Annotated in this window: 11 protein-coding genes; 2 read left to right on the plus strand and 9 right to left on the minus strand. The window is 68.7% G+C overall.

Annotated elements, in window-relative coordinates:
- Window positions 1-40: 40 nt before the first annotated feature.
- The 7 genes from ACWDTS_RS10490 to ACWDTS_RS10520 all read right to left on the minus strand — a co-directional run bounded on the left by ACWDTS_RS10490 (window position 41) and on the right by ACWDTS_RS10520 (window position 7,952).
- On the minus strand, window positions 41-2,494 hold the full coding sequence (locus ACWDTS_RS10490; RefSeq protein WP_450108800.1) for a glycosyl hydrolase: 2,454 nt from the start codon (window positions 2,492-2,494) through the stop codon (window positions 41-43).
- Window positions 2,494-3,486 (minus strand): DUF1839 family protein, encoded by a 993-nt coding sequence (locus ACWDTS_RS10495; protein WP_248674206.1) that lies wholly within the window; start codon window positions 3,484-3,486, stop codon window positions 2,494-2,496. Before ACWDTS_RS10495 ends, ACWDTS_RS10490 begins: the two co-directional genes overlap by 1 nt.
- Complete coding sequence (locus ACWDTS_RS10500; protein WP_450108799.1) at window positions 3,483-4,424, minus strand: amino acid--[acyl-carrier-protein] ligase; 942 nt, start codon at window positions 4,422-4,424, stop codon at window positions 3,483-3,485. The genes ACWDTS_RS10495 and ACWDTS_RS10500 overlap by 4 nt, the downstream gene beginning before the upstream one ends.
- Window positions 4,421-5,605 (minus strand): acyl-CoA dehydrogenase family protein, encoded by a 1,185-nt coding sequence (locus tag ACWDTS_RS10505; RefSeq protein WP_450118133.1) that lies wholly within the window; start codon window positions 5,603-5,605, stop codon window positions 4,421-4,423. The genes ACWDTS_RS10500 and ACWDTS_RS10505 overlap by 4 nt, the downstream gene beginning before the upstream one ends.
- Window positions 5,605-5,844 carry an acyl carrier protein gene (locus ACWDTS_RS10510; protein ID WP_450118134.1) on the minus strand — a complete coding sequence of 80 codons (240 nt, stop codon included), beginning with the start codon at window positions 5,842-5,844 and terminating at the stop codon, window positions 5,605-5,607. The genes ACWDTS_RS10505 and ACWDTS_RS10510 overlap by 1 nt, the downstream gene beginning before the upstream one ends.
- Window positions 5,845-5,863: 19 nt before the next feature.
- Entirely contained in the window at window positions 5,864-6,271 is a 408-nt protein-coding gene (locus ACWDTS_RS10515; protein WP_420748958.1) for a holo-ACP synthase, read from the minus strand.
- A gap of 304 nt (window positions 6,272-6,575) precedes the next feature.
- Window positions 6,576-7,952 (minus strand): NAD(P)/FAD-dependent oxidoreductase, encoded by a 1,377-nt coding sequence (locus ACWDTS_RS10520; protein ID WP_420748959.1) that lies wholly within the window; start codon window positions 7,950-7,952, stop codon window positions 6,576-6,578.
- A 137-nt stretch (window positions 7,953-8,089) separates the two neighbouring features.
- Between ACWDTS_RS10520 and ACWDTS_RS10525 the strand changes: the two genes are divergently transcribed.
- On the plus strand, window positions 8,090-8,974 hold the full coding sequence (locus ACWDTS_RS10525) for a LysR family transcriptional regulator (RefSeq protein ID WP_420748960.1): 885 nt from the start codon (window positions 8,090-8,092) through the stop codon (window positions 8,972-8,974).
- Here the strand turns inward: ACWDTS_RS10525 and ACWDTS_RS10530 are convergent.
- The gene (locus tag ACWDTS_RS10530) at window positions 8,971-10,254 is read right to left on the minus strand and encodes an MFS transporter (RefSeq protein ID WP_450118193.1); all 1,284 of its coding nucleotides are present in this window, start codon (window positions 10,252-10,254) and stop codon (window positions 8,971-8,973) included. The genes ACWDTS_RS10525 and ACWDTS_RS10530 overlap by 4 nt on opposite strands.
- Window positions 10,255-10,435: 181 nt before the next feature.
- On the opposite strand from ACWDTS_RS10530, the gene ACWDTS_RS10535 reads away from it, so the two are divergent.
- Complete coding sequence (locus tag ACWDTS_RS10535) at window positions 10,436-11,275, plus strand: alpha/beta hydrolase (RefSeq protein WP_450108797.1); 840 nt, start codon at window positions 10,436-10,438, stop codon at window positions 11,273-11,275.
- Between the two features lie 63 nt (window positions 11,276-11,338).
- Here ACWDTS_RS10535 and ACWDTS_RS10540 read toward each other — a convergent pair whose 3' ends face one another.
- Window positions 11,339-12,325 (minus strand): alpha/beta hydrolase, encoded by a 987-nt coding sequence (locus ACWDTS_RS10540; protein WP_450108796.1) that lies wholly within the window; start codon window positions 12,323-12,325, stop codon window positions 11,339-11,341.
- Window positions 12,326-12,384: the final 59 nt, after the last annotated feature.

Genomic DNA, 12,384 nt, shown 5'->3' on the forward strand with positions numbered 1-12,384 from the left:
AGTGTGCCCGCCCGACGCGATACCTGTGCGCCGGTTCCCTTCACCCGGTGGACACGGCGGCGGTCGCGGCCGAATTGAGCGCGCGCACGCGACCCGAGACCGTTCGGGCCTCACCTGTCCGCTGCAGTGCGACGGTGCGGCGGCCGCCGGGCGGCAGGTGGAACCACGAGTCGGCGGGTTCGAATCCGCGCAGTTCGAGCGACACGTACTGGGCGGCACCGTCGGTCGCGACCTCCAGCGACCACTCACCGGACTCCGATTCGATTGCGGTGGCGGATAATCCGATGCTGCGTTCGTACGGGCGCACCGCTTCCCCGACCAGGTACACGTCCTCGGACAGCACGCTGCCGTCGGCCGCGACGAGCCGCGCCGTGGCGGATTCGTAGGTCTGCGGTCCGAACCTGTACGTGTGGGTGACGTCGGTGAAGCGACCGAGCAGTTCGTCGAACGACCACGTAGACGCGCTGTGCGCGGCGAGTTCCACCGACAGCGTCTCCTCGTGCGCGACGACGCCGCTGCGGGTGTGCACCAGCAACTCCAGGCGCGCCTCCACCGCAACCGCGGTGTCGTTGAACGCGTCGATGCGCAGACCGTCGATCCCGTCGTCGCCGAGGAGCACCGCGACCGGCGCCCAGATGCGGCGCAGCACGAACCACGGGGCCTTCGGCACACCGGAATGCTCGAGCACGCCCCAGCCGGCGCCCGGCTCGAGATCGCGCGCCGCGAGGATCAGCGCGCCGTGGCATCGCGAATCGGGGCGACGCCAGAATGCCAGGGTCGCGGCGAACGCCTCGCACACCGCGGCCCGCCCGAGATCCAGATACCGCTCCGGGTCCGACCATCGCACAGTCGCCGGATCCTGCTCGAAGACCGTGCGCACGTAGTGATCTCGCACGTCCTCGAAGTCCCAGGACGCGCCGTGGTCGCGCGGCACGGCCGTCTTCCACCGCGGGTGGTGCCCCGCGACCGCGACCGTCCCGAAATCCGCCTCGATCGCGTCGTTGCCCGGCGGGATCGAGAACGCGAGGCATTCGGCGGCGAATCGCACACCCGCAGAGCGCACGTCGGTCAGCGGACGCCGATACCCGCCGACACCGAAGTAGTGCGCGATCCCCGACCCGACGTGGGTGGGCAGCACCCGCGACCCGGGCGGGGCCGACGGTGACGACGAAACCCACACCGCCGCCGGAGCCTCCGCCGCGACGACCGCGGGCAGCCACTCGTCGAGCGCAGCGATGGGCGGACGCCCGAGACCGAGCATCGTGGGCTGCTGTTCGGTCTCGCTGCCCCCACACACGACGGCGAGCGCCGGATTGCCGGATACGGACCGCAGCACACCTCGTACCTCGTCGACGAGAAGTGCTCGGAACTCTTCGGTTTCGGGCGGGTCGGTCGTCGCGAGCATCACGTCCTGCCACACCAGGATTCCCGATTCGGCGCACGCCGACCAGAAGGCGTCGTCCTCGTAGACCATCGTGCCCGGAATGCGGATCAAGTTGACACCCGCGTCGATGCACCGCTCGAGCATACGCCCGGTCTGCTCCGGGGAGGTCAGTGCGACGGGGTCCGCGGGCGTCCACACGAGACCGCGGCAGAATACGCCGATACCGTTGATACTCAATCGGAATCCGCCGTCGGACCGGTCCACGGTGAGGTCGCGGAACCCGACCGCACCGACATCCACGCGGTCGCCGCCCACCTCCAGTGAGACCGGGTACAGCGCCGGTTCACCGTGGGTGTGTGGCCACCAGCGCCGCACGTCGGGCACCTCGACGCGGGCGCGGACCCTGCCGTCCTCGATCGTCGCCGACGCCACCGCGGAGCCGACCCGTGCCGTCACCGAATCACCCACCGCAACACCGGACAACGTCACGTCCAGATCCACGACACCGCTGTCGCCGTCGACCGTCACGCGGATCCGGCGGTCGACGAGGCGCGGCGCACTCGCATCCACCAGCGCGACGCGACGCCACGGCCCGACGGGAGCCGGCACCCCGGAGAACACCGGGGCGCGACCGAGCATCGTGGTGCGGATCCACCGCAATCCCTGTGCCCGGATCATCGACGACCGCCACCGTCCGCGCGGGCGCCTCTTCGCGACCGCCGCATCAAGGGACGCGAATCGCAGTGCAAAACAGAAGTTCTCGGGAATCGAGTCCAGTTCGACCACCAACGGAACGAACATCGACTCCGACACGGCGACCCGCTCGTCTCCGACCCACACCTCGGCCAGGGTGGCGAGACCGTCCAGTTCCAGTCGCCACGGCCCGGTGCCGGATCGCTGTACCTGCGTGACGAACCACCAGTCGGAGGCGTCCGTGTGCGCCTCGCGGGCGGCCGTCGCGCCGTGCGCGGTGCGGATCGCTCCGGCCGCGGTACCGGGCACCTCGGCCACCAGCCGGGATCCGAGCTGGTCCGGCAACTGATCCGGAGAGAGCACCGCCCCCGGAGGCGTTGCGACACAATGCCAGACGGCTCCGTCGAACAGATCCATCAGGCCGGCCCGGACACCCGGCTCGGAACGGCCTGTCCCGCGGCCGCCGCGACGACGGTCATCGCACGCTGCCACGCGTCGGCCATCGCGTCGAGTTGTTCGGTGGGGTCGACGGCACGTCCCCGCGCCGCGCGGGCCATCCGGAACTGCACGGCCTTGGCGCCCTCGGCGACCGCACGGAAATCGTCGATCGCACGGCCCGCGTCCGGATATCCGGCGTTCTGCATGTAGGCGCACACGTCGGCGGCGAGTTCGGCGGTCGCACCGCACTGACGCAGCACCCCGAACGACCACCGGTGGAATCCGTCCACGCCTGCGGCACCGAGCCATTCGACGTCCGCGAGGACACGGGCCGCGAGGTCGCGCACCGGGTTCCCCCGAGGCCGGGCACGCAGATGTCGGCGCAGTGCGGTATCGAAGGCGTCGACGTTCAGTGTCGCACCCGGACGGAACCGGATCTGTTCGACATACGGAGGCCACGCCGGTGGCTCCGGCTCGTCGAGGCCGAAGACACCGCGGAAGTCGGCACCGGTGAGGCGATGGCAGCCGCTGTTGTGGAAGTACTGCAGTTCTTCGCGGTCGCGGTCGACGAGCACCGGCACGATCGTCGTCTTGCCGTGCGCTTCACGGTATCCGGTGCCGGCCGTGTCGGGCAGCCAGAACGAGTCGACCTCGACGGTGGAGAGGATGCCCGCGGTCGCGTTGTCCTCGATGTGCTCGATCGGTCGCCGCCACACGTTCATCTCGTCGACCTCGATGCCGTACAACGCGAACAGGTCCTCGGGCTTGAACTTGAGGAATGTCCACTGCGCCCCGTCGAATCGGGCGCCGAACGCGCACACCGCCACCGGCACCGGGTCGAGACCCAGCGAATGCAGGATCTCGATCCACAGGTCGGCGTAGCAGTTCGTCTCGGTCCAGATACGGTTGCCCCCGTGGATCGGGTGCGGGACGTAGTCGTCGGCCGAGACCCCGAGCAGCCGGACCGTCACGGAAACATCCTGTCCTTCACCGCGACCGGCCAGCGCTCCGGGTCGAAACCGTGGGTACGCAGCAGCGTTAGCGCGATGCGTTCCATCCCGAATCCCACACACGCACTGTGCGCGACGTCCCCGTCGGCCGTGGTGATACCGAAGGTGTCGCCGAAGTGGTCCTGGTGGCAGTTGCAGGACACGACGGCCGTACCGTCCCCGAGGTCGCCGTAGAGCCGCACCGTCAGTTCGGTCTTGAGGTTCTCGTGCCGCTGGTTCGCAGCGAGCATCCGCCCGGCACGCCCGAAGAACGGGTCGTTCGCGACCTCCGCCGTCGCGTCGAGACCCAGGTCCGCGAGCACCTCGAGTCCCCGCTCGATCCACGAATCGCGGTGCCGGGCAGCATCGTCCGCGGTGCCGATGCGCACGAACTCGTGCATCCGGAACGCCTGCATGCGTGCCGGGTCGACGGCCGGTTCGTGGCGGAAGCAGTAGCCGTACACGTCGAGGAGTTCACCACCGTCCCGCAGGGTTCCGCTGTACCGCGCATAGGCGGGATGGCAGGCCGCGGAGACGAGGACGGTCTCGGCCGGTTCGAGCCACGGATCCCACGTCTCGCCGCGCGCCCGCGCCGCGAGCAGTTCGGCATGCTCGGCGTTGCTCCCGGCGAAGGTGTTGATCGCCCCGGTCAGGTGTGGGAACGACGCGATGTAGTCGGTGCGTTCGAAGCTGGTGCGCGGGAACACCGGTGGGAAACGCAACCGGGTCGCGGCCCGGCCGGGTCCCGCCGCGACGACGACCCGATCGATGCCGTCGACGATGTCCTCGAAAACGCCGGAGCGCCCGTACAACCCGGGAACCCCGGTTTCGACGAGCAGGCCGGCGGCGATCAGTTGCTGCTGGAATTCCCGGCGCGCCCGATCCAGTTCGGTGCGGTCGTCGATCGATGCGGTGCTCATATCGTTCCTCGGTAGGCAAGTGACATCTGGGCCGAATTGGCCATGATGCGATCGTTGTTCACCATCACCGCGGCGCCGAGTGCGTCACGCATGTGACGGCCCAGGGAGTAGCGGCCGTCCTCGCGGTATCCGTCGATGCCGCAGATGAGCAGGGCCTTGGTGACGAGTTCGACGACGAGTGTCGACGCGGTCACCTTCAGGTTGTTCATGGCCAGCGAGAATCCGAGACCGCTCGGGTTTTCGGGCTCGACGATCGCGGCGTCGAACCGGGCCGCGGACGCGAAGACGAGATCGGAGAACTGCTGGTGCACGCCGGCGGCTTCCGCCAGGCGCAGGGCGCCGGGTGGCGTCACACCGGGTTGCCTGCGTCCCGCGGCCCGAACGAAGCTGCGGGCCTTGTCCATTGCGGCGTCGGCGATGCCGAGCCACACCGCGGACCACACGCAGTGGGACACGGGCAGCATCGTGCGGGACGAGATGTCGGCGTAGGACGCGGGGACGATCATGTCGGCGCTGCTTCGGGCCTCCAGCACGAAGCCTGGGCTGCACGTGCCGCGCATTCCCAGGGTGTTCCAGTCCCCGGTGCGCTCGAGCGTCACGTCCTCGCGGCGGCACACGACGAGCACCTGATCACTCGCGGGGCTGTCCTCGGTCCGTCGTGCGGTCACGAGGATCGCGTCGGCGTACTCCCCGTACGAGACGACGGGTGTGTTCTTGCGCAGGGTCACGGTGTCCCCGTCTGCCCGGGCCGCACACAGGCTGCTGCGGACGTCGCCGCCGGTTCCGAGTTCGGTGGTCGCCGACGCGAGGAGAAGCTCGCGGGCGGCCACGTCGCGGACGAAGTCGGCCAACGCGGCGCTGTCGGCGTGGTGGACGAGCGAGACGATCTGGGTCTGGTGCATCGCGAAGACCATGGCGGTGGACGCGCAGTAGCGGCCCAGTATCCGGGTGATCTCGCACAGTTCGCCGAGCGAGGCGCCGGCACCGCCGTGTTCCGGCGGCACACCGCACGACAGCAGTTTGTGGGCGCGCAGTGCCGCGAGGGCTTCGTGGGGGAACCTGGCGTCGCGATCCACCTCGTCGGCCCACTGTGCCGCGATGTTTCGACCGACGCTCTCGGCACGCTCGCGAAGGGGCGGGGGCCCACCGATTTCGGCGTTGCGCTCATCGAGGAGGCTCATCACACACCCAGTTCGGTGAGGGCCGCGTGGATGGCATCGACGCTCGCGAACGTGCTCTTGCGCAGCAATTCGTCGGGGAATTCGACGTCGAACGTGTCCTCGAGCGCGAGCATCACGTTGACGCTCGCATGCGAGGTGAGACCCAGTTCGTACAGATCCGCGGACGGTTCGACGGTGGTCGAATCGACCGACAGCCGCCCGTGCTCGCCGAGGATCTTGCGGATGGCCTGCTCAGTCATGCTGGGTCACTTCCTGTTCCTACGTTCCTGCGACGACCGCCGTCACGGTCGCGAGCGCATACCGGGGTTCGTGCGAGATCGAGACCTGGATATCGATCACCTGTTGATCTCGGGCGAGTGCCGCAGCGTTACCGCTGAGTTCGACGGTGCACCCGCCCCACTCGGCTCGCCGGATCTCGATGGAACGCCACGGCACCGCGGTGTCGCCCGGGCGTAGCACTTTCAGCACCGCTTCCTTGGCCGCGAATCGCGCGGCAAGGCGTTGGGACCGGTGTGTGCCCGTACACGTCTCGAGTTCGTGAGGTGTGAAAGTGCGGGTCAGGTAACGATCTCCGAAGATTTCGATGCTGTCCGCCACGTCCTGCACGGTCACCAGGTCGCACCCGATCCGTGGGGCCCACGTGGGACGACGGTCGTCGAGGGTCACGGGACCTCCTGCGGTTTTCCGGGCTCGATGCGGCACCGGTGTGCCGCGTGCCGTACGGGGCACCACCGGAACGCACCGAGTGTGCCGAACACTGTAACCGCAGGTCGCGGGGCGCTGTGAAGCCCGATCGGACTGTCCGCCAACGAATTCTGGATTTTCACCCCATGTTTCACCCACACGCGGATCCGCGCGGCGCCGAGTCACCGTCCCCCACAACGAGCTGCGCCCCGGACGGTGTTCGTCCGGGGCGCAGCTCGTCGGTATCGGGTCAGGCGGTGGGTCTCGGTCAGGCGGCGGGTCTCGGTCAGGCGATGGCCGGGGCGGGTTCGCGTTCGTCGTCCGGCGCATCCGCGACCACCGGTTCCTCCACCTCCGCGGCCGCTTGGTTCACGGCCGGAACCGGCTCGGCGGTCTGCGCGTAGTAGAAGTGCGGACGCCGGCGACCGAGGAACGAACCGCACCACGACATCACCGCGATGTAGCGGTTGCGGAAGCCCACCAGGTAGACGAGGTGGACCGCGAGCCACAGAACCCACGCGATGAAGCCGGTGAGCTCGATCTTGCCGACGCGGGTGATCGCGCGGAAGCGGTTGATGATCGCCATGCTGCCCTTGTCCCGGTACTGGAACGGAGTGCCGGCGGGGATCTTGCCGAGGATCATCTTCGCGACGTGGCGGCCACCCTGCATCGCGAACGGCGACTGCGCGGGCAGATTGTCGAGCGTGACCATGTCGCCGATCGCGTAGATGTTGTCCGCGCGGCCGACGGTGAAGTCGTTGTCGACGAGCAGCCGGCCACCGCGGACGGTGTCGCAGCCGGTGCGCTCGGCGAGCACGTCGGCGAAGTCGTTGGCCTGGATACCGGCCGACCAGATGATCGTCTCGGCGGTGAGCCGGCGCGTTTCCTCGGTCGACGGCGTCGTCAGGGTCGCGCCGTGCTCGTCGATGTCGGTGACCATCGTGTTGAGCACGACGTCGACACCGGCCTTCTCGAGCGATTCCTTCGAGTAGTCGCTGAGCTTGCCACCGAACGGCGGGAGCACCTTGTCCGCGCCCTCGACGAGGGTGACGGTGACGTCGTCGGCATTGATGTTGCCGATCGACTCCGCGAAGTAGCGCTGCGCGAGCTCCTTGATCTGACCGGCCAGCTCGACGCCGGTCGGGCCTGCGCCCACGACGATGAAGCTGAGCAGGTTCTTGCGGAGCTCCGGGTCGGAGGTGATGTGCGCTTCCTCGAAGCACCGGATGATCTGGCGGCGCAGCTTCTCGGCGTCGTCGACCGTCTTGAGGGCGTACGTCAGATCGGCGAACTCGTCGCGGCCGAAGTAGGCCTGACGGGCGCCGGTCGCGGCGACGAGGTGCTTGTAGCCGAGGGTGTGCCGCTTGCCGGCGGCCTCGTAGACGACGGTGTTCGCGTCGGGGTCGACGTCGACGACGCGACCGAGCCGAACGTCGGCGTTGGGATACTTGGCGAGGATCGCGCGGACCGAGGGGGCGATCTCACCGGGCGAGATGACACCCGTGGCGACCTGGTACAGCAGCGGCTGGAAGAGATGCTCGGTGGTCTCGGAGATCAGGACGAACGGGGTGCCCGCCTTGCCGAGCTTCTTCGCGGCCGCGAGGGCACCGAAGCCCGAACCCACGATGACGACATCCGTCCGATCGAAATCTGCATCGCCCATAACCTGCCAAGACCTCCACATTGAAGTCGACTCAAATCGATGTATGAGTCCCACCGTATGTATCTCGCGGGGGTCCGGTCCACTAACCTGGGAGATTCGAAATACTGTTATCTGGTTTGCTCATAAATAGGAGGACGATGGACTTCCGGCAACTGCGGTACTTCGTGGCCGTCGGAGAGGAGTCGAGCTTCTCGCGGGCCGCTCAGCGCTGCTTCATCTCGCAGTCGGCGATCAGCCACCAGATCGCGAAGCTCGAGAACGAGCTGGGAACGAGCCTGTTCGAGCGGTCCACTCGCGTCGTCCGGCTCACCGACGCGGGCCGCCGCCTCATGCCGATCGCCGCCGAGGTCCTCGCCCTCGAGGCACGCGCCCTCGAGGTGGGCAGGCCGCCCCGCGACCGCATCCGGATCAGCGCGAACATGAGCTTCGCCGCGCAGAGCCTCGATGCGATCTCCCGGGTCCGCGAGCAGCACCCCAACCTCGACATCGAGTTCGTCATCCGGGACTTCGCGGACCGCGTGGACGCGGTGGCGGCCGGCGACGCCGATCTCGCCCTCATCCGCGGCGACATCGACCGGCCGGAACTCGAGGCGATCGAACTGGGCGTCGAGGACCTCGTCATCGTCACCTCCAGCCAGCATCCGCTGTCCGCGTTCTCGACCGTCGATCTGCGCGACCTCGCGCACTATCCGCTGCTGCTGCCCCCGCGGCACAGCCAGATCCTCATCCACCGGGTCGTCGAGAACGCCTTCCTCGAGGTCGGGCGCCGCGTCCAGCTCGGTCCCGCCATCGCGAGCGACCACACCGCGACGCTCGAGGTCCTCACCAATCCGCGGGCGTGGACGGTGCTGTACGCGGGCACCGTCGATGCGACGCCCCGCACCGGACTGCGGATCATGAGCGAAGCCCGGCAACGGTTGCGCGTGCCCGTGTGCGCGGTCGTGCGCGCCGGCGCGACCCGCAGCCGCGAATTCGACCACCTCATGCAGGCCCTGGCCGGATCGATCGTGCCCTCGGATTAGGGGCGTGTGTCGACCCGTTCGACGACGTCGAGCGGGTGGGCGATCTCGTCGGCCGGCATGCGCCCCACGGTCAACGCGACCAGCGCGAGGACCAGCGGAACCGTGCCCACGACGACGAAGATCACCGGAACCGGCACCACCGTCGCGAGCGGCCCGGCCAGCGCGACCGACACCGGCATCAGCGCGAGCGAGACGAAGAAGTCGAGGCTCGACACGCGACCGAGCAGTTCCCCGGGCACGCGGCGCTGCAGCAACGTGCCCCAGATGACCATTCCGGCGCCGTCGGTGAGTCCGACGACGAACAGCGCGGTCGCCATCACCCAGAACGACGAGGTGTATCCGAGCACCGCGAACGGCACCGACCCTAGACCCCAGCACAGCACCATCACGGTCAGGTACCTGCGCGGCATGCGTCCCGCCGACACCGCAAGCGAGCCGATCGCTCCCCCGACACCGAACGCGGTCAGGAGCAGGCCGAAGGCCCGTTCCCCGTCGGCGAAGTTGTCGCGGACCAGGAACGGCAACAACACCTCGATCGGACCCATGACCACGAGCACCATCAGGCACGCGAACAGCAACGTCCACAGCAGCCACGGGGTTCGCACGGTGAACGCGAAACCTTCGCGAAGATCGGCGAACACGTTCGAGTGGGCCTCCGGTGTCGACGACTCCGGCGGGGACACCGGCAGGGGCCGCACGAACAGCAGCAGGACCATCGACGCGGCGAAGGAGGCGGACACGACGAAGGCGCCCGTGGCCGGCACGAACGCACCGACCACCATGCCCGCCACGGCGGGGCCCAGCGCCTGCTGCAGCGTCGGCCGCAACGCGCCTTCGAGCCCGTTCGCGGCGAGCAACTCCTCCGCGGGCAGCACGCTGGGCAGATAGGCGCTGTACGCCGGGAAGAAGAAGGCGCCGCCGGCGCCGAGCACGACGGACGCGACGGCCATGTGCCACAGGTCGAGCACGCCGGTCGATCCGAGCGCGGCGACCACCGCGACCGCGACCAGGCTCGCGCCTTGGACCGTCACCAGGATCGCGCGTTTGGAAAGACGGTCCGCTGTGACACCACCGACGAGCGCGAACGCGATCAGGCCGCCGCTGAAGCAGGCCGCGACCGCGGACAGCGCGGTCGGTGAATCCGCAAGCGCCAGAACCTGAAAGACCATCACCACGGTCCACATGCCGCTGCCGAACAACGACAACGCGACCGCCGCGATCAACAGCCGGTAGTCGCGGCGGCGCAGCGGTGCGAACGCACGCAGGCGCCGTGCGTCCACGGTCGTCGATTCGAGGGAAGTCACGAATACCAGGCTCCCACCTAGGACGGGTCCCGAGCCACGCATTTTCCGCCCGGGCCCTCCTCGCGCCGGCCCGGTCACCGGTACGGGGCACACACCACGGCGTCTCGTGCAAGGATGCGGTTCGTCACGCACGTCGAGTCCACGGCAGGGAGACGCCATGCAGCACTCCGAGTCCTCGTTCACCGGTGGGTCCGCGACGCGGATCGTCTACGACATCTGGTCGCCCGACGGCGATCCCCGCGGCGTCCTGGTGTTGTGCCACGGCCTCGGCGAGCATGCCCGGCGGTACGACCATGTCGCCGAGCGGCTCACCGAGATCGGGCTCGTCGTCTATGCCCCGGACCATCGCGGTCACGGACGGTCCGGCGGTAAGCGCCTGCACCTGAGGGAGATGACCGAGTACACCGACGACATCGCCGGGCTGTTCGCCATCGCCGGCGAGGCGCATCCCGGGCTGCCACGTTTCCTGCTCGGGCACTCGATGGGCGGTGCGATCGCCCTGAGCTATGCGCTCGACCATCCGGGGGAACTGGCGGCGCTGGCGCTGTCCGGTCCCGCGGTCGTCGTCACCGCGGGCACGCCCGGGGTGGTCGTCGAGGCAGGCAAACTGATCGGCCGGTTCCTGCCGGACCTGCCGGTACAGAAACTCGACAGCAAGCACGTGTCCCGCGACCCGGCGGTCGTCGCCACGTACGAGGCGGATCCGCTCGTGCACCACGGCCTGGTGCCCGCGGGGGTCGTCCGTGCCCTCGTACTCAGCGAGCAGTCGTATCCGAAGCGCCTGCCGTCGCTGACGGTGCCGGTGCTGCTGCAGCACGGCACCGAGGACAAGCTCACCGATCCGTCGGGCAGCCGGTTGGTCGCGGACCTGGCCGGCTCGGACGATGTCACGCTGAAGATGTACGACGGCCTGTACCACGAGATCTTCAACGAGTACGAGAAGGACAAGGTCCTCGACGACCTCACCGAGTGGCTGAAACCGCGCCTGGCGGCGTAGCCGCCGGTGTGCCTTTGTGGCGGTGGGAACCGCCAGAAAGGCACACGGGCAGCGCAGCCGCACCTACGCGGTGCGGCTGCTTCCCTCGGTGGCATCGGTGGCGACGGACCGGCGCGCGAAGTCGATGCTGAGGTCGAGCAGCGCGCGGGCCTCCGGCAAGGCCTGACCGATCACCGGGAACGCGTGGACCTGACCGGCCCAGATGTGGGTTTCGATCGGACGTCCGGTCCGTTCGATCGCTTCGGTGACGATCTCGACGTCGGGCCGGGTGATCTCGTATTCGGCGACGGAGAAGAACACCGGCGGGAACAGGGTGGGATCGGCGTCGACCGGTGACTGGGCGCCCTCGATGTGGTCCGGACCGTCGAGCCACTTGTCGCGCAGCTTCTCGAGCTGGCGCATCGGCAGGTACGCGTCGCGCTTCATGTAGTCGGGGTCGTGGGATTCGAGGTTCAGGTTGAGCAGCGGCGAGAATCCGATGACGGCGGCCGGTCGTGTCATGCCGCGCAGGGCCGCGATCTCCGCGACCTTCATCGCGAGGTAACCGCCGGCGGAGTCACCGGCGACGATGACGCGGTTCGGGTCCTCGGCGACCGAAAGAACCGCAGTGTACGCGGCCATCGCATCCATCACGGACGTGCCGATCGATCCGTCCGGCAGCTGCCGGTAGGCGGCGGAGTAGACGGGCACGCCCGACTTGGCGGCGAGCAGCGAACACACCGTGCGGTGCGTAGCGAGTCCGCAGAACACGAATGCACCGCCGTGGAAGTACAGGATCGTCGCGCCGGCGAGGGAGTCGGTGGCGGGACGCGGCGGCTCGATCCGTTCACTGGGCACTCCGCCGAGCGTCACCGGGTCGATGTCGACGCCACGCGGCCGGGGCAGCAGCTTGTCGACCTGCCGGTCGAGCCTGCTCAATACGGAGATACCGCGGTCGGTGGCGGGCCACCAGGTCATGATCGGCTTGATGAAGATCCGGGCGAACCAGAAGATCAGCCAGGCCTTCACGCTGATCGACCAGTGCCAGACCGTCGCTCCGTGGGTGCGCATGTACGCCACGATAAGTCGGGTACGACAGCTCCGGCGACGTACTGTCGCTCACAGACGCA

The sequence above is a fragment of the Rhodococcus sp. NPDC003383 genome (genome assembly GCF_053589115.1).

Excerpts from the sequence above, each read along its gene's own strand:
- ACWDTS_RS10520 (WP_420748959.1), bottom strand. The coding sequence starts at position 7,952 with ATGGGCGATGCAGATTTCGATCGGACGGATGTCGTCATCGTGGGTTCG.
- ACWDTS_RS10500 (WP_450108799.1), bottom strand. The coding sequence starts at position 4,424 with ATGAGCACCGCATCGATCGACGACCGCACCGAACTGGATCGGGCGCGC.
- ACWDTS_RS10505 (WP_450118133.1), bottom strand. The coding sequence starts at position 5,605 with ATGAGCCTCCTCGATGAGCGCAACGCCGAAATCGGTGGGCCCCCGCCC.
- ACWDTS_RS10510 (WP_450118134.1), bottom strand. The coding sequence starts at position 5,844 with ATGACTGAGCAGGCCATCCGCAAGATCCTCGGCGAGCACGGGCGGCTG.
- ACWDTS_RS10490 (WP_450108800.1), bottom strand. The coding sequence starts at position 2,494 with ATGGATCTGTTCGACGGAGCCGTCTGGCATTGTGTCGCAACGCCTCCG.
- ACWDTS_RS10540 (WP_450108796.1), bottom strand. The coding sequence starts at position 12,325 with ATGCGCACCCACGGAGCGACGGTCTGGCACTGGTCGATCAGCGTGAAG.
- ACWDTS_RS10525 (WP_420748960.1), top strand. The coding sequence starts at position 8,090 with ATGGACTTCCGGCAACTGCGGTACTTCGTGGCCGTCGGAGAGGAGTCG.
- ACWDTS_RS10535 (WP_450108797.1), top strand. The coding sequence starts at position 10,436 with ATGCAGCACTCCGAGTCCTCGTTCACCGGTGGGTCCGCGACGCGGATC.